The organism is Flavobacterium jejuense (assembly GCF_006491595.2).
Taxonomy (GTDB): Bacteria; Bacteroidota; Bacteroidia; order Flavobacteriales; family Flavobacteriaceae; genus Flavobacterium; species Flavobacterium jejuense.
Genome location: NZ_VEVQ02000021.1, coordinates 35435 through 54343 on the forward strand (window position 1 = coordinate 35435; position 18909 = coordinate 54343).

Below are 18909 nucleotides of genomic sequence, written 5' to 3' on the forward strand. Positions count from 1 at the left end.
ATTGATATGCAGTATAGATATTTACTTTTTTTATTTTTATTTCAACTATTTGCTTGTAATCAAAAAGATAACTCCACTAATAAAATAGATAAAAGAATAGATGCTACAGCTTATATCATTTACGAAAAAACGAAAGAAAATTTAAAAGTTAGAAGAGACTCTTTAGATTATTTTACAGAACAATTATTAAAATATGAAAACAGTAAAAATCCAGAAGTAAAGGCGATAGCTAAAATTTTTAAATCAATAGATTATAGAAGAAAAACCTATAATGAATTAGCTAAAAAAGAAATTGACGAAGCTATAAACTTAGTGTCAAAAAACAATCCTATTCATGCGTATGCCTTATACCAAAAAGGATTTTTATTAAAAGGAGCCAATGAATATGATTTAGCAATTGCAACTCATTTAGAAGCAATCAAACAATATGAACAATTAAAGGATATTGAACAAATTGCCAATTCGTATGCTGAAATGGGTGAGATTTATTTGAATAAAGGTGATTTAGAAAAGGCTAAAGAGAATTTGTTAAAAGCCACTAAATTGTTAGAAAATAAAAAGACTAATTATGTGTATTTAAAAGCATCACAATCATTAGCAAATGTTTACGGCATGAGTAATGATTTTGAAAGTGCTTTGGCATTAGATAAGGAAGGAATGAAACTTTCAGATTCCATCCATTCAGAATTTTATAAAGTTACTTTTTTGAGTAACAAAGCCAATTGTTATTTGTACAGTAACCAATTAGATAGTGCCAAATTTTACTTCGAACAATGTTTAGCCATTGATATTAAATTAGGTAATAAAACACATATTGCTGATTCGTATGCCAATTTAAGTAATTGGGCAATGTTAAAGAACGATTACACAACAGCAGAAGCTTATGCAAAAAAGGGGGTAGCTCTTTTTGAAGAGAAAGATTTTGCTGTGAACCTTTACACTTCATATACGTTATTGTCTGATATTTATGAAAAAAGTAACCAACCTCAAAAAGCACTAGAAGCAAAGAAAGAGTCATTGAAATATTATAAAAAAATGACCAGTGAAAAAAAAGAAAAAGCCACTGCTGAATATGAAATTATCTATGAAACAGATAAAAAAGAACGACTCTTACTTGAAAAAGAGATTATTGAGAAAAAAAGAAATACAACCATTTTATTGTTGTCACTGGGAATACTAGTTTTAGGACTATTTACTTACTTAATCTACAAACAACAACGCTTGAAAAACAAACAAATCATAAAAGAAAACGAACTAAAACAAGCTTTGATTAGCATCGAAAATCAAAATAATTTGCAAGAGCAACGCTTGGCTATTTCTAAAGATTTACATGATAACATTGGTTCCCAATTAACTTTTATCATTTCCTCTTTAGATAATTTGAAATATTTTGAGTTTACCAAAGACAAGTTGTACACAAAATTCGATTCCATTGGAACTTTTACCCGTTCTACTATTACCGATTTGCGTGATACGATTTGGGCAATGAATAAAGAAGCTATTACTTTTGAAGATTTAAAAACAAGAACGACTAACTTTATTGAAGCAGCAAAAACATCTTTATTAGGCATTTCTTTTGAATTTAATTATCCTGAGAGTTCAGATTGTATTTCTCTAAATTCTTTACAAGGAATTGATGTTTATCGAATCATTCAGGAAGCAGTTAATAATGCTATTAAACATGCTCAAGCCACTAAAATTGTGGTCAATTTTGAAGTGATAGGAGAAATCATAGAAATTGCAATTATTGATAATGGAACTGGATTCGATGCAACCATTACCGAATCTGGAAATGGATTATCAAGTATGCAAAAGAGAGCTGCTGAAATCGATGCTACTTTTTCAATTGAATCATTAGAACCTGGAACAAAAGTAAGTTTGAAGTTTAATTTAGAATAATTTTAAAAATTCAAGTAGTAAAATATAAGGCAATTGACGTATTTATTTTTTAAATAAACGGAGCTAGGTTTGTTTAATAAATTTAATGTCATGAAATACTTTACTTTTTTACTTTTCGTAACCATTTTACCTTTTAGTTTGTTAGCGCAAAATAAGTTTAGAAGTTTTCCATTAGAGGAACCGATTTTTTATAAATATTACCAACCCTATACAGCTCCCGTTTATCAGCTCATACATAAATATGATGAGTTATCGTCTAAGTATGCAAAATCAATTTTAGCAGATGGAAATTCCTATTTACAAATAAAAAATAATAAAAATTATGCTAAAATTGAATTCGAAATAAATGGAATAAAATTATATTGCTCTGGGAAAGTCAAATTTAAAAATAATCGCAACTATTTTAAAATAGAACCCAGCTCAGATTTGTTTTATCTATCTAATAATCAAATTTTTTGTGGCCTAAAAGATATTGAAGAATTTAAATTAAAAAATTTTCCTACGATATACAATGAAGATGGAAGTTATTTATTTCATAAAGAACTAAATGAAGATCAAATAACGCAAAAAGTAATCTCTCAAAAAAGCAATACCAACTATAACTTTATAATCAATACGTATAAAGATGACAAAGCACCAGACGTATATAACGAAAAATATGGCTATTTATATACCAATTCATTTTATGGGAAAGATCCTTTTGATCATTTTATAATTGCTCCTCAAAGTAAAGAAATTTCGACTATTTTACTTGAAAATGGAGATAGATATTCAGGATTTGCAACTATAGGCACTTACGATTCTCAAAAATTCGGCAGTTTTACAGGATATTTATTTCCAATGCAAAAATCAGCAGGTAATGCCTCTGTACTTTTTAGAGAATTTGAAGGAAAGTACGAATGGGTTTTGGTAGTCGACAATCAGATAGAGATGAGTGTACCTGCAAAGGCAGAAGAACAACCTCAATTTGATGTTCTTATGAATAATTTGGAAAACACTATAGGTTTCATCAAAAATCCTAAAGTCCAATTTTATGCCGATATAGTGACAACATGCAGAACTAATTTTGGTGTCTATAGAAACAAGAATATAAACACGTTGAATGGTTACGGAGTTAATTTTATTTCGAAAGATTCCATCCGTTTAGGTGACTCTCATTTTATAGAACTTGGTTTTTTTAAAAATGGAAAATTAGAGGGTTTGGGTTACAGATGTGAAATGAAAACGTTTTATAACAAACCTATTACTGAAAATCAATATTTTGACAACAACTCTTCATCTATTTCAGAAAAAGTTGTTGCACAAGCCGGAATTTTTAAAGGAGGAAAATTGATTAAAGGAAGAGATATTAACATAGAAAATGACAATCAACCTACATTAAATTTTTGGTCTAAAAATAAAATAGAAGGTGTCGATTGGATTAAAAGAGAGAATTTTGTTTTATATAAAGAAAATATTATTGGTAAAATTGATTTAAATCAAATAAAAGGTACAGATGAAGTTCATGTTGAAAGGTTAGGTTATAATTATTTAATTAAAAGGATAGATTTAAATAGAAAAGCCATAGTTATTGAAAATGATGGAAAAGAAGTATATCTCAACAAAGATTCTGGACCAGTGTATTTAACCTATATAAACAAAGGATATGTGACTATTGGTTGTCCACCAACAAAATATGTAAAAACCTATAAAAAGATTGACGAAGTTAGAGAAGTTCCAGGGTATAAGTATGATACACGAGTTGTAAAAGGGGAATACATCACGACTTATTATACAACCAAAACAAAACAAACGTATACTCATGAAAAAACAGTATTTGATGATTATAAAACCATTCCTTGTCCTATTTGCAATGGTACTGGAAATAAAAAAGTGGATAACAGTGTGAGAGTCTTCCGAGAAATAGTTTTTTAAACTCTAGTAAAGCCTAACTAAAAAAAAGAATCACTATTATTCAATAAAGTAAAATAATAAATTTAGATACTTACCTACTGCAAAAAAAATCTATCTAAAAGCTCAATTGTAATATAAGGCAATTGCCCCATTTCAAAACTCCTTTTGCAAAAGTAATTTTACTAGTATAAATATTAAAATTATAAGTCATGAAAAAAGCCCTACTTTTTATTAGTTTACTAATTACTTCTTTAAGTTTCTCACAAATTGATTACGGAAAACAAGTCAAGAAAAAAGACGTAGATAAAGGATTAATTTCTTTTGTAAACACTACTGATGATAAAGGAAATGTAAGCATTGGTTTTAGAATGGACGATTTGCCAGTTGGTCCACAATTGAATATAGACGCAGCTGGGATAAGAACTTATTCTAATTACAATAAAGATCATGACATGGATGGAACCACAATTATTATGAATAGTAATACGGGTGAAATTACTCTATATACTTACAGAAATAATATCATGGATGGACCTGCTTTTAAAATGGCAAATGGCAAAGTGGCTTGGACCAAACAATTTAAAAAAGGAATTGAAGACCCAAACGGATATACGGTTAATCACGATTTTGATTATTATACAAAAAGACCAGAATCAGTCTTAGAAGGTTTTGGAATAGATCAATATAAGGGTTCTATAGCTTTAGGATATTTTGCATACAATAGAAAGGCTTTTCCTATTATTCAAGTTTGGGATGCAGGTGGTTCTTATTACGGACAATGCATTCAAGGAGAACGAAAAGAATTTGGTGTTTATTTTTTTCCTAACAAAAGTATTTATGTAGGTGCTTGGCATAAAAATAATCAAGAAGGTTTAGGCTTTAAATTAGATGCAAATGGAACTGTTACCGAAAAAGGATATTATGATAATGCAGAACTAAAAATGAGTCTTTAAAAAATAGTGTTATGAAGAATTGGATAAAATTTGCAGTGATTTTACTTTTAGTTAGTGTTTCAAATGCTTGGTCACAAAAAACCTTTGACGATTATTATAACAACTATATAGACGGTTATAAAACGAATGATTTAGTGAAAATGAAAGCAGGAAGTGAAGGTTTGATAACCTATTTTTCAGATGAGTTTGCTGGCTTTTATCTCAATTCGTATTACCAAATTCTCAAAGGTGATTTAAACCAAGCTCAAGCCAGTACTACTCAGGCTATGAATATTCAACCTTTAATGCAATATCCTTATTATACACAAGCTTATATTGATTGTCTCAAAGGAAATACGGCTAATGCATTGAAAAATTTAGAATGGGCCATGCAATTAAGTACTTTTCAAGAGGCAAAAGATATAGTGGAAGATATTGAAAAGATTGAGTCTTTCACAAAAAAAGATTTATCCGTTTTAAAAAAACAATGGCTTGCTTACTATCAAGCTAAAACAGTTGATGTTAATAAAGCTTTAAACCTTGATAATTGTGTGTATGGGATATTAACTTCAGGAACAGAATGTGAAAACTTAGATACTCAATTTGCTCAGTTTTCAAGCATGAAAAATGCCAATCCTTTGTTTCAAAAAATGTTGCCATTACTAAAAGCTGTTACTTATTATTATGGTGGTAATGCCAATGAAAGTATTAAGCAATTTGAAAATTTTATAGAAATTAGTAAAAACGATCCTGCTTTGTATAGCAAAAGAAGTTATGCTTTGTACTTTTTATCTGTTATAAAGAATAATTCTTACAATAGTAGAGGAGCATTGGTAACCATAAATGAAGCACTAGCCGAATATGCCAAATTGCCTTATGCTTCATTAGCTTTGGCAAACATGCAAATGCATAAAATTTTAGTACTAAAAATGCTAGGAGATAAAAATGACGAAAAATTGCAAACGGCTTTTCAGTTGGAACAAACCGCAAAAAATATCGATAACGATTATTTTAGAGTAAAAGCCTATAGTTCTCTTGGTGTATATTATTTCACGGAAGGACAGCAATCAGAAATGGCAAAAGGGACTGAATATATAACCAGAGCTTACAATTTAGCTAAAACAGTTAACGATGAAAATCTTACCAATGAAGTAAATGAGAATTATGCCATGGTAAAAGTGAAGCAAGGTTTATACACAGATGCATCAAAAATCAATGAAGAATTGGCTCAAAATTATTTAAAAGATAAAAAATATATAGATGCACAAAATCTTTACAATAATATGGCTTTTATTCTTTACATCAGAAAAGACTACAGAAATGCCATTATTGAATTTGAAAAAAGTATCGCTTTGGCGGAAAATATTAAAAAAGAGTTGAATGCCAAACAGAAATTAGAGTACATGAATAATGTTTCAGGAGCCTATACGGGTTTGATTCTATGTTATAAAGAAACCAATCAAACGGATAAATTATTTGATTTACAAGAACGAACAAGAAGTGGCTATTTAAAAGAGTTGTTAAAAAATAATTCGGTTGTTGCCAATGTGAAAGACGCACAAAACATGCTTAAAGACGATGAGTTATTATTGACTTATAGTATTGGAAAACCAGGGGAAATTATCATAACTGCCATTACAAAAAACAAAGCTGAAATCAGATATAATTATCCAATTGATAACTTAATTACTATCAAAAAGACCTATACCGATAGAATAAAAAAAGTGCCTTCTGATTTGAATCCTTATATGCAAGATTATAATGTTGATTATGAAAATGGTAAATTGATTCGATATGCTAATAAGGAATCCAATTTTAAAAAAGAAGATTTGCTTACTTTAGTGCAATGGACAAGAGATGTTTTGGAAAACTCAACTAAGCCAGAATATCAAAAACCACAAGCCGATTTTCTTCATTTTTGGTACAACTTAGTTTTACTTCCAGTTCAAGATTTGACGGCACAATACAAAAATGTCATCATAAGTGCTTCGTCTGAATTAAATTATTTGCCTTTTGAAGCCTTTATAAATCCAAAAAACCAATACTTTGTAAGTACGAATAATGTACGTTATATTCCAAATGTAACCGTTTGGAAAATGGTTGCAAATAGAAATTATAGTGAGGATAGAAAATCAGTTATAGCTTATGGAGGAGCACAATATCAACCTTCAGGAAATGTAAAAGCAACTGTTAGAACCATAGACGATTTTTACCAAATTTCAGATGCTGTGTCCAAAAAACTAAGTCAAGGCATTTATAACTTCAAACCAGAATTAGAAGCCATTGGTTTTGGTGGGGCCAAATATTTAGAAGGCACTTTGAAAGAAGTACAATATATTGGCACACTTTCAAATGATGCCAAAGTGATTACTGGTCAAAATATGACAGAAAGTAACTTCAAAAAAGCCAATCTTTCTGGGGAATTAAAACAATATAAAAACCTTATCATATCCACTCACGGTTTTACAGGAGATGTAATTCCAGAGTTTAGTGGTGTTATGTTTTCACAACCAAATGGAGGTGATGGCAAAGAAGATACTTTTTTATTGGCTCCAGAAATAGCAAAATTAAATCTAAATGCCAACTTAACTATTTTAAGTGCTTGCAGTACTGGTGTTGGTAAATTATATGGTGGAGAAGGTATCAATGGATTAAATACTTCTTTCTTAGTTGCAGGTTCAAATAGTACTATGTTATCCCTTTGGTCAGTGGATGATGCTAGCACAGCTTTAACTATGCAATTGTTATTCAAAAATATCATTCAAAATAATGCAAAAGCAAACGTAGTTTTGAATGATATTAAAAGAGCTTTTATAAATGGAGATTTTGGGGAGAATGTAAAATCACCTAAATTCTGGGCTCCTTTTTTATACAACGGAAGATAGAAACGGTAATTATGAAATATGATTTTTTTAAAAATAAGCTTCAAAATAATCCTTCAATAATAGCTAATGCTCTATTTTTAATAGCACTTGTGCTAATTGGTAAAGTAGATCCTATGGCAATTGTTTTTGCTTATGTTTTTGAAACTATTATAATTGGATTAGTTCATGTAGTGAAATTATTTTACATCATCAGGAATAATAAACCAGGGAAAAGAGAATCTAAAGTAGGTAACTTTCTTTTAATTCCTTTCTTCATTATTCATTATGGTATTTTTGTAGCCATTCAGAGTATTTTTTTATACACTGCTTTTGCTATTAATGATGATCGTTTTTCAACTTCGTTAAGTTTTTCTAATTTCGTTGAAATATTTCACTTAGAAGGCTTTAAGTTGGTCGCTTTGTCTATACTTGCAACACATGTAGCTTCGTTATACTTTTCTTTTTTAAAGACAAAAAAGTATGAGAATCAAAATCTAGGAGCGTACATGATTAAACCCTATTTGCGTATTTTTATGCAACAATTTCTGGCAATTATTCCATTCTTGTTTTTGTTTTTTACAAATGCTGTTGGTTTAACTGCAGCAATTCTATTAATAATTATGCGAACAATATTAGATTATTATTTAACTACAATTGCTAAGGATTCAAAAAAAATTAAGGCACTTGCCATACGAATAATGGATCAAAATAAACCTGAAGAATTACCTAAAATTGAAGCTACTTTAAAAGTTTTTTTTGAAGAATAAAAAGCAAAATTAAATTAAACAATTATGAATAGTATTTTAATTTTTCTACTTTTAATAAGTCTTTCGATTATTGTTTGGCATATCACTATAATAAAAAAAGAAAAGCAAATACATCTCGTTTTAATGTTTGATTTAGAAAAAGAGATTGCGTTTCAAAAAAATAAAAATGCACTAATTAAAAGCACATCTGATAATAATGTTTATGAAAGTATTCATTTTAAAGTAGACATTCTAAAACAGCAAGCAACTTTACTAACTGAAATTTCTCAAATAAAAGAATAAAATAATGAGAATAGCAATTGTAGATGATAACAGTTTTCTAATTTCTTCCATTAAAGAGAAATTGTCTTTTTTTGAAGAAATCCAAATTAAGTTTACAGCATCTAATGGCTCAGAATTAATGGAAAAATTAGGTAAAAATAGCCACTTAGATGCTATTTTAATGGATATTGAAATGCCTATTATGAATGGTATAGAAGCGACTTTAGTTGTCAAACAAAAATACCCTCAAATTAAAATTATTATGCTTACCGTTTTTGATAATGATGAAAATATTTTCAATGCTATTAAAGCTGGAGCGGATGGTTATTTGTTAAAAGATGTCAATCCACATGCTTTATTTAATGGGATAGTAGAAACTTTAAATGGAGGTGCGGCAATGAATCCTTCTATAGCTTTGAAGACTTTAAAATTATTGCGAAATCCTATTAGTTTTGAAGATGCAACTAAAGAAGAGATTAATTTAACAGTTAGAGAAATTGATGTTTTAGAACAGTTAGCACAAGGCTTAAGTTATACAGTAATAGCTGAAAATTTATTTTTATCTCCTTCTACTGTAAGAAAACACATTGAGAATATTTATTCAAAATTACAAGTACACTCAAAATTGGAAGCGGTTCAAAAAGCCAAGCGCAACAACCTCATTTAACAAATGAATGATATAGAATAAGGCAATTGCCTTATTTTTTTTGAGTAGGATTTTTTTCAATTTTGTTTTTAAAATGAATCCTATGCAAAATAACTACTTATTTTTTCTGTTTTTATTCATATCGAATGCTTATTCCCAAAACATTATCTTAAACGACACTTTTGAAAAAGACAATCATAATCTAAGCATACATAATGATAATTATAATGTTTATGTTGAAAAAGGGGGTTTGATTCTAGAAAACAATCATGATACAAATGCAAAATGGAGTTTAATCGATGTAAATCGCAATTTAGAAGCAAACGATTTTGATGTAGAAGTTACTATGTGTCTGGAAAAAACAAATTCTGAAACCTCTGGCTACGGATTGGTCTGGGCTTGCTATAATGACAATTCAAATTACCATGTGGTTAATTTAAATGAAAAAAGACAACATCAAGCCTATTGGTATTACAATAAAAATTTTTATTATGATTTGAATTGGACTGATAACAAAAATGTAAAAAGCAAAAGAGAAAACACCATTAAAGTAAGTAAAAGAGCTCAAAATGTTACTGTTTATGTAAACGATGAAATCATTTTGAAAACTAATAATACAATTTATTATGGCGATAAATTTGGATTTATACTAGCACCCAAAATGACCATTAAAGTTTCTAATCTTAAAATAACGGAATTCCCATTGTCAATTGATGTAGTTGAAACCTATGATTCTAATCTTAAAATCGAAAAATTACCTGAAACTATTTCCTCAAAAGACTATACTGAAAAAAACCCTGTAATTGCTCCTGATGGTAAAACACTCTTTTTTGAAAGACAATATTGTGAGTTTAACATAGGCGATAGTTCGAAAGGAGATGTTTGGTTTTCAACTTTTGAAAATGGGACATGGTCAGAAACTCAAAATATAGGCAGACCAATAAACAATAATGGGAATAATTTTGTAATCTCAGTCTCTCCAGATAATAATAGTTTGCTCTTAGCTAATGTTTATAATGAAGATGGTATGTCCTTAAGAGGTTCTGGCCTTTCAATAGCCTATAAAAATGAAGAGGGTTGGGGAATTCCTAAAGAAATAAAAATTAAAAATTTCTCTAATAAAAATAAGTATGTAGGCTATTTCCTTGCAAATGATAACAAGCATTTGTTATTGGCAATTCAAAAAGAAGAAGGGTTTGGGTTAAAAGATATTTATGTGAGTTTTTTGGAAAAAGAAGGCTCTTGGTCAACACCGCTTAATCTTGGTAATATGGTGAACACCTTTAGTGAAGAAGCTAATCCTTTTTTAGCGTCTGATGGTAAAACATTATACTTTTCTAGTAAAGGACATCCTGGTTATGGCGGTTATGATTTGTATGTTACTAAAAGATTAGACGATAGTTGGACTAATTGGTCTAAGCCAAAGAATTTAGGGAATGTAATTAATTCTGCATCAGATGACTTGAGCCTTTTTTTAACAGCAAAAGGGGATAAAGCATTTATAGGAAGAGGCAGTGATTTATACGAAAGTAGAAATACGGCAAAACAAGATCCTGTAGTTTTAGTTACAGGAAAAGTATATGATAGTAAAACCAATCAAATTATAAGTGCACCTATAGTTTACAATAGCTTGAAAACTAATGAACCATTGGGAACAGCTATTTCTGATCCCAAGACAGGAAGTTATTCAATAGTTTTACCTTATGGAGAAAAATATAGTTTCATGGCTGAAAAAGAAGATTATTATTCGGTTACTCAAAATGTGGATTTATCCAACTTAAAAGAATATAAAGAAATTACAGTGGATCTATTTTTAAATCCTATAGAAAAAGGACAAACGATTCGTTTGAATAATATATTCTTCGATTCTGGGAAATACGATTTGCTTCCCGAATCGAATGCAGAATTGGATAAGTTATATAAAGTTTTATTGGAAAACAACCAATTACAGATAGAAATTGCAGGTCATACTGATGCTGTTGGAGCAGATAAAGATAATTTAGTGCTATCTACAAATAGAGCTAATGCTGTAATGAACTATCTTATAAGCCAAGGAATTAAACAAGAACGGCTAACAGCAAAAGGCTATGGAGAAACAAAATTTATGGCTACAAATGACACTGAAGATGGCAAACAACTGAATAGGAGAGTAGAGTTTTCGATTGTAGAAATGTAATGTAAATTTTAAAAAAGTGAGTTTTTACTAAGTTTATTATTTAGAAAATTAAAATAATAAGCTTAATAAAACTATTGTTTTATTTTTCATATTTTTGATAAAAAAGCATGAAATCAAATTATTTTTTGGCACTACTTCTTTTCCTAATTCTGAAATCGTATTCTCAAAATATCATTTTTAAAGATGATTTTAAGGTAGATAATTATAACCTTAGTTTAGATGAAGGGAATTTTAAAGTTTATTTTGAAAAGGAGGCTTTGTTTCTAAAAAATGAACATAAAAAAAGTACAAAGTGGCAATTATTAAATATTAGTAAGCAATATGAAACCATAGATTTTGATATTGAAACCACAATTTCATTGGTAGAATCTAATTCAAATTTGTCTAGTTATGGTTTAGTTTGGGCTTGTAATTCTGATTATTCTGATTATCATGTTGTCAATTTAAATAAAAACAAGCAAAATCAAATATATTGGTATAATAATCAAAAATATAATTATGATTTGCCTTGGACTGCAAATCATAAAATTAGCAGTAATTCAGATAATACAATTAAGATAAGTAAAAGAGCGCAATATATATCTATTTATATTAATGGTAACTTTGTAGTAAAGACTAGCAATATAGTTGCTTATGGAGAAAATTTTGGTTTTATTCTTGATCCTAAAATGACCATTAAAGTTAAAAACCTTAAAATAACAGAATTTCCATTGTCTATTGATGTTGTTCCTGATTTTGATCCTAGCTTAAAAATCCAAAAATTACCAGATTATATTTCATATTCAAAAACAGATGAAAAAAATCCTGTTATTTCTTCAGATGGTAAAACACTTTACTTTGTTCGTACAGAGAATTCGGTTACTTCGAGTAAAGAAAATAAAAATAAAGTCTGGTTTTCAAAATTTGTAAATAAAAAATGGACCTCTCCAAAAAGTATAGGTAAGCCCATAAATAATGATACTCATAATTTTATTATTTCAGTTTCTCCAGATAATAATAGTTTGTTGGTTAATGGTTTATATAAGTCAGATGGAATGTATGATAGACAAGGTATTTCTTTGAGTACTAGAACTAACAAAGGGTGGAGTTTGCCAAAAGAATTGAAGATTAAAAACTATGTAAATAAAAGTAACTATGTTGGTTTTTTTCTAGCCAATGACAATAAACATCTATTAATGTCTGTTGAGAGAGAAGAGGGATTAGGAGAATTAGATTTATTTATTAGTTTTTTAAAAGAAGATAAGCAATGGTCTACACCCATAAATTTAGGAGATGTTGTTAATACCGAATACAATGAAGGAAATCCTTTTTTAGCTTCTGATGGAAAGACTTTATATTTTTTTAGTGATGGTCATCCAGGTTACGGTGGTTTAGATTTGTTTGTTAGTAAAAGACTAGATGATTCTTGGGTTCATTGGACCAAACCTAAAAATTTAGGTAATGTAATCAATTCTTCAAATAATGATTATAGTATTTTTTTAACTGCAAAAGGAGATAAAGCTTATTTGAGCAGAGATAAAGATTTGTATGAAATTACAAATAAAGTAAAACAAGATCCTGTTGCTTTGGTCAAAGGGAAAGTGTATGATAGCAAATCCAATCAAATTATAAGTGCACCTATAGCGTACAATAATCTAGGAAATAATGAAGAATTAGGAACTGCTACTTCTGACCCTGTAACTGGTAGTTATTCTATCGTCTTGCCTTATGGAGAAAAATATAGTTTTATGGCAGAAAAGGAAGGTTATTATGCAGTTACCCAAAATGTAGACTTATCTGATCTTAAAGAATACAAAGAAATAACAGTGGATTTGTACTTGAACCCTATTGAAAAAGGACAAACCATACGTTTAAATAATGTTTTCTTCGAATCTGGAAAGTATGAGTTACTTCCCGAATCTAATGCAGAGTTGGATAAATTATATAAAGTTTTATTGGAAAACAAACTGTTGCAAATAGAAATTTCTGGACATACTGATGCTATTGGTAGTGATAAAGATAATTTAGTTTTGTCTACTAATAGAGCTAATTCAGTAATGAATTATCTTGTAACAAAAGGAATTAAGAAAGAGCGATTAACGGCAAAAGGCTATGGAGAAACAAAATTTATAGCTACTAATGAAACTGAAGATGGCAAACAACTGAATAGGAGAGTAGAGTTTTCCATTGTGACAATGTAAAATAAGTTTTTTTGAAGCCATTCCGTTTTTATCTGTTTGTTTAGTATCTTCGTTACGAATTAAAATAGATGATTATGGGTCTTTTTTCCGCAATTTCCGAATTAAGAAAATGGTTAGTAGTAATTTTACTAGGTTTAGTCTTGTTTTTTGGATACAACTATTTTACTACTACTTCAAATGAAACTACTGTTGAATATGATACCAATTTAATCCAGCAGCAAATTAAGAATGTAGGAAAGCTTGTTGTTACTGAAGGGCATTTCGCAGAAGTGTTAACCTATAAAGACCAAAAGAAAACCTATATTCCTGGATTGACATTTGATAAAAAGGCCTTAGTAGTAATCAATGCAGATGTAACTGTAGGCTTTGATTTAAGTAAAGTAACATACGATATTGATACAGAAAATAAGATTTTAACGATTACCAATATCCCAAAAGAAGAGATTAAAATTAGTCCAGATATTAAATATTACAATACGGAATCGTCTACTTTCAATGAATTTAAAGGAGAAGATTACAATAAAATTAATAAAATAGCGAAAGAAAATTTAGCTAAGAAAATAGAGCAATCAACACTTAAATCAAACGCTAAAAACAGATTGCTTTCTGAATTAACTAAAATGCTTGTCTTAACCAATTCTATGGGTTGGACACTGCAATACAAAGGAAATATCATTCAAAAAGAAGCCGATTTAAAGTTGTAATTTCAGTAATCAGTTTGTCAAGTTGAGTAGAATTTAGATCTAGCTTGTAAATAGTATCACTAAATGAAATAAAAATGTACCAAGATTGAGATGTCTTGGTACATTTTTTTATAAAGTTCTTATGAAGTTGTTTGTTTTACAATTTACTTTGTAAACTCGTCCAACCACCACCATTCATACACTCAATTCCATTTTGTTTTAAAATTGAAGTTGCTTGTGCACTTCGCATTCCTGAACGACAACAAGCTATAATGGGTTTGTTCCATTTTTTTATTTCAGCAATTTTTCCATTCAAACTGTGTAAAGCTATATTTTTAGAGCCTTTAATATGTCCTTCATTGTATTCCTCTGGAGTCCTTACATCTAGAATAATGGCATCATTTGCCACAAATTCTTTAATTTCATTGGCTTTGTTTCCAAAACCGAGTATATCTAAAATTCCCATAATCTCTTATTTTTTATACAAATGTAAGTTCCTATTTGCTAATAAATTGTAACAATTGTTACTAAGTTACGTTATTAATAAAACAAACAAAACAAACAAATGAGAAAAATTAATTTCATTCTATTTATTTTGTGTCACTCTCTATTTTCACAAAATACAGTTAATTATACAAATTCAAATGAAATTTTTGCCAATCCAGAAAGAGGCTTTCAGAAATACTCTATTACAGATGCTAATTATGCGACTACTGCTAATTATAGTAATATTAGTATAAATGAGTTGAATGGTTGGTATTCAGGACCAGATAAAGTTAGCGTTATTTTTAGGTATTTTCTTTTAGAAGATTTTTTAAATACCAATATTAATGCAACTTACTTAAGCAATATGCAGTTGGATTTTGATAGAATTAGAACAACAGGTTTAAAATGCATTATTAGATTTTCGTATTCGAATGAGCAAGGAACAGGTGTTCAACAAGCTAATAAAGCCCTAATTCTTGCTCATTTGAATCAATTAGCGCCCATAATAAATACCAATAAAGATATTATTATTTCACATCAAGCTGGTTTTATAGGTACTTGGGGCGAATGGTATTATACTAATGCTACTGAATTTGGAACAGATGGAAACATTACTCCAACGCAATGGTTAAATAGAAAAGAAGTAGTAGATGCCATGCTAACGGCAACACCTGTTTCGATTCCTATTCAACTACGTTATGCTACTTTGAAAAAAATAATGTATGGTAATACTCCGTTAACAGCTTCAACAGCTTATCAAAATACAGCAATTGCTAGAATAGGTTTTTTTAACGATGCTTTTCTAAATGATTACGGAGATCAAGGTACTTATGAAGTAAGTAGTCAGTATCAAAATCCTGTGGGAACTTCAGACTATATTTATATTAGTAATGAGACTAAATATCTTCCAATGTCTGGTGAAACAAATGGTTTAAATCCACCAAGAACAGATGGTGCAAATGCTGTTTTAGAATTGGAAAACACCAATTGGTCTTTCTTAAATAGAGACTATTTCGAACAAAACATTACCAATTGGACAAACTCAAATCATATTGATGATATCAAACGAAAATTAGGCTATCGATTTGTTTTAAATAATTCTATTTTTGATTTACAAGGGACTAATTTATCGGTTCAAATTAACCTTATTAATGAAGGTTATGCTAGAATTTTTAAGGAAAGAAAAGTGTATTTGGTTTTAAAAAACAACACCACTTCACAACAAACTAGTTTTTTAATAAATACCGATTGTCGAACTTGGGAGAATACCATTAACTTATCTGAAATAATAGATGTAAGTAGTTTGCCAATGGGTGATTATAGCAGTTTTTTATTCCTTCCAGATAGTGAAAATAGTTTAGCTACCAATCCAAAATATGCGATACGATTTGCTAATGATGGTATTTGGGAAGCTTCAAGTGGCATGAATAATTTATCTCAAACAGTAAGTTTAGGAAGCTTGAGTACAAGTAGTTTTGAAAACTTTGATGTAACGATTTATCCCAATCCTGCTACTTCTAGTATAACTATTAATTCAAAAGAAAGGATTTCTAAAATGCAATTATTCAATCATTTAGGTCAAAAAGTATTTATTAAAGCTAGCGGAAGTGTAATAGATATTTCTTTTTTACCAACAGGAATTTACTTTTTGCATTTAGAAACGAGTAGTGGAAAAGTAGTGAAAAAGATTAAAAAAGAGTAGGTTTTTATTTTTTACGTCAGTTTGACTGTTTTTATATAGCGAAGTAAAAATGTATCGAGAATCTATATTTGAATCTCGATACATTTTCAATTTCACTGCTTTACATTGAAAAAAACTCGATTTTATGTCTAAATCATTTAAACCTTAGACTAAATTCTTCTCAAAAATTAATTCAAGACCATTATTAATTAAAAGGACGACTTCTGGTCTTTTGACTTTTATTAACTCTAAGTGATTGATGATTTTATCTAAAAAGTCGTTATCATTTTGTTTGTAAACCAATTCAGCAATTTCCAAACACAACAACCAATCATTAGGATGATTTGCAGAAACTGCTCCAAAAGCTTCTTTTAAAGTGGTTGTTGCTGTTTTCCCTTCGCGAATGTCTCTCACACTTTGATATAAAATCTCTAATTCCTGTCTTTCAGGAGATACTTTTGCTTTAATAGTGGTTGAAGAAGGTACATGTGTAATCATATCAAAACTATTCACATCAGCTGGACCACTAAATGCAGAGGTGATTTTCTTTCCTACAGCCATATCGTAAATACCCCATTCTGGTTGGAACAAGATAGTATCTTTGTGAGTTACTGTACAGTTTTTAAATTTAATCAGAACAATTTCGCCTTGTAAATTGCGAGTTCCAGTTACAATCTCACCTGAAACTACTATGTTACCTTCGAATTCTAAAGTTACTTGTTTGCCTTCATAAATATCATATGCTTTTAAGTCTCTTGGACCCATATCTTCAATAGCCAGATTGATGCCTTTTAACATTCCTATTGGGCTACCAAATCCTTCCGCATGATATTCTGTTCCATGACCTACTAATTCTTTTTCTCGGGAAGCCAAAGCTGTTTTACCAGTTGTTTGAATGTAAACTGATTTGCCTTCATCCTCAATAACATTGGTAAACACACCTGAAATTTGTAAACCTGTACTCAACTCGATAGTTCCTAAAGCACCAGAGTCGATTAGTTTTTTCACACTTTTTGGACCTCCTTTTCGGATAGCCATGGTGTTAGCAAACTCTTCTAAAACCAAACTCAAATGTGCAAAATCAGGCGTTACATACAATTGAGGTTGCGGTTTTGTAATATCAAAACTTTGATCGGCTGCTGAGATGTCGTAAGGAATTTTCTTCACATTATCCGTCATACACCAAGCACTTTCACCTATTGAAGATAGTAAACCAGCACCATATATTTTTGGATTTTCCACAGTACCAATTAAACCATATTCTACTGTCCACCAGTGTAGATTTCTGATACGAGCCATTTCCGATAACTCACCCATATTGTTTTGCAAGTATTCCACACGTTCTTCTGCTGCTTTAATTTCCGCTTCAGGAGTATCTTCTGCTTCTTTTAAAATAGAAAGCAAACGTACTGCTTCATACATTTCGTTATCATGCGAAGACGAAATTGCTTTACAGCCTATTTCTCCAAAACGACGTAAATATTCCGCATATTCTGGATTCGCAATAATAGGAGCGTGACCAGCACCTTCATGAATAATATCTGGAGCAGGTGTATATTCTATATGTTCAAGTTGACGAATGTCGGAAGCAATAACTAGCACATTATAAGCTTGGAACTCCATAAAAGCATTAGGAGGAATAAAACCATCTACAGCTACAGCAGCCCAACCAATCTCTTTCAAAATACGGTTCATGCCATACATGTTTGGAATGTTATCAATCTCCAAACCTGTTTTTTCCAGTCCTTCTAAATACGATTCATGAGCCACTTTGGATAGATAATCAACATTTTTACGCATCACATAACGCCACACGGCTTGATTAATAGGTGTATAATCGCTATAATCTTGTGGTTTTATAAACTGTTTCAAATGCTTAGGTAACCTGTCTATCAAAGGGTTGCTTTCAAAATGCGTTTCCATAGTAGTGCTAATTATTATATGTGTAAAAATACGAAAATTTTACGTGATTTTTTAAGCCAAAAGCAGGGAATTTTTGTTGAATGTGTAAAATGAGGGAAGTGTCAAGAAGTAAGAAGCAAGAGGAAAGAAGCAAGAGGAAAGAAGCAAGAGGAAAGAAGCAAGAAGAAAGAAAATGGGTATGAATAGACTAACTATTGAAAGTAGAGTACTGACAACAGAAAACAGATAACTTCTCTTAGGAGCCATTTCCAGCTTTCCATTACACGTTTTTGCAAAGAAGGCTTTTTTTGTAAAGACTAAAAAGAGCTTCCTTTGGTCGCTTTTTTACCCAAACAAAAAATAGCCTTCTTTCACAAAAAGCGTTTTATTATACTCTGGGCTAGGGGATTTGGGTTTAAATGATATAGTTCTTTAAAAAACCTTTGACAAAGTTTTTAGTTTGTGCTGAGAACTTTGTCAAAGGGAAATAATCGTTATATATACCTTTCAAATCGAAGATTCATGAACTCCTATAAAAA

At 29.9% G+C, this 18909-nt stretch carries 13 protein-coding genes; 11 read left to right on the forward strand and 2 right to left on the reverse strand.

What is annotated here, in order from left to right; translation table 11 throughout:
• The first annotated feature begins 6 nt into the window (after nt 1–6).
• From FIA58_RS20320 to FIA58_RS20365, 10 genes are all read left to right on the forward strand, one after another.
• Nucleotides 7–1899 carry a tetratricopeptide repeat-containing sensor histidine kinase gene (locus FIA58_RS20320; protein WP_140964536.1) on the forward strand — a complete coding sequence of 631 codons (1893 nt, stop codon included), beginning with the start codon at nt 7–9 and terminating at the stop codon, nt 1897–1899.
• A 90-nt stretch (nt 1900–1989) separates the two neighbouring features.
• Nucleotides 1990–3813, forward strand: a complete 1824-nt coding sequence (locus tag FIA58_RS20325) for a hypothetical protein (protein ID WP_140964537.1) — start codon at nt 1990–1992, stop codon at nt 3811–3813.
• Nucleotides 3814–4001: 188 nt separating this feature from the next.
• Entirely contained in the window at nt 4002–4745 is a 744-nt protein-coding gene (locus FIA58_RS20330; RefSeq protein WP_140964538.1) for a hypothetical protein, read from the forward strand.
• Nucleotides 4746–4756: 11 nt separating this feature from the next.
• Nucleotides 4757–7609 (forward strand): CHAT domain-containing protein, encoded by a 2853-nt coding sequence (locus tag FIA58_RS20335; protein WP_140964539.1) that lies wholly within the window; start codon nt 4757–4759, stop codon nt 7607–7609.
• Nucleotides 7610–7620: 11 nt separating this feature from the next.
• Nucleotides 7621–8355: a DUF6498-containing protein gene (locus FIA58_RS20340; RefSeq protein ID WP_140964540.1), complete on the forward strand. Its 735-nt coding sequence runs from the start codon at nt 7621–7623 to the stop codon at nt 8353–8355.
• A gap of 24 nt (nt 8356–8379) precedes the next feature.
• Nucleotides 8380–8637 (forward strand): hypothetical protein, encoded by a 258-nt coding sequence (locus tag FIA58_RS20345; protein ID WP_140964541.1) that lies wholly within the window; start codon nt 8380–8382, stop codon nt 8635–8637.
• Between the two features lie 4 nt (nt 8638–8641).
• Nucleotides 8642–9283 carry a response regulator gene (locus FIA58_RS20350; RefSeq protein ID WP_140964542.1) on the forward strand — a complete coding sequence of 214 codons (642 nt, stop codon included), beginning with the start codon at nt 8642–8644 and terminating at the stop codon, nt 9281–9283.
• Between the two features lie 82 nt (nt 9284–9365).
• Nucleotides 9366–11438 (forward strand): OmpA family protein, encoded by a 2073-nt coding sequence (locus FIA58_RS20355; protein WP_165928968.1) that lies wholly within the window; start codon nt 9366–9368, stop codon nt 11436–11438.
• A 107-nt stretch (nt 11439–11545) separates the two neighbouring features.
• The gene (locus tag FIA58_RS20360) at nt 11546–13618 is read left to right on the forward strand and encodes an OmpA family protein (RefSeq protein ID WP_140964544.1); all 2073 of its coding nucleotides are present in this window, start codon (nt 11546–11548) and stop codon (nt 13616–13618) included.
• A 74-nt stretch (nt 13619–13692) separates the two neighbouring features.
• Nucleotides 13693–14322 (forward strand): DUF4230 domain-containing protein, encoded by a 630-nt coding sequence (locus tag FIA58_RS20365; protein ID WP_140964545.1) that lies wholly within the window; start codon nt 13693–13695, stop codon nt 14320–14322.
• Between the two features lie 136 nt (nt 14323–14458).
• Here FIA58_RS20365 and FIA58_RS20370 read toward each other — a convergent pair whose 3' ends face one another.
• Complete coding sequence (locus FIA58_RS20370) at nt 14459–14767, reverse strand: rhodanese-like domain-containing protein (RefSeq protein WP_140964546.1); 309 nt, start codon at nt 14765–14767, stop codon at nt 14459–14461.
• Nucleotides 14768–14866: 99 nt separating this feature from the next.
• Between FIA58_RS20370 and FIA58_RS20375 the strand changes: the two genes are divergently transcribed.
• Nucleotides 14867–16489 (forward strand): T9SS type A sorting domain-containing protein, encoded by a 1623-nt coding sequence (locus FIA58_RS20375; RefSeq protein ID WP_140964547.1) that lies wholly within the window; start codon nt 14867–14869, stop codon nt 16487–16489.
• 144 nt (nt 16490–16633) lie between these two features.
• Here FIA58_RS20375 and FIA58_RS20380 read toward each other — a convergent pair whose 3' ends face one another.
• Complete coding sequence (locus FIA58_RS20380) at nt 16634–18391, reverse strand: aromatic amino acid hydroxylase (RefSeq protein WP_140964548.1); 1758 nt, start codon at nt 18389–18391, stop codon at nt 16634–16636.
• Nucleotides 18392–18909 lie beyond the last annotated feature (518 nt).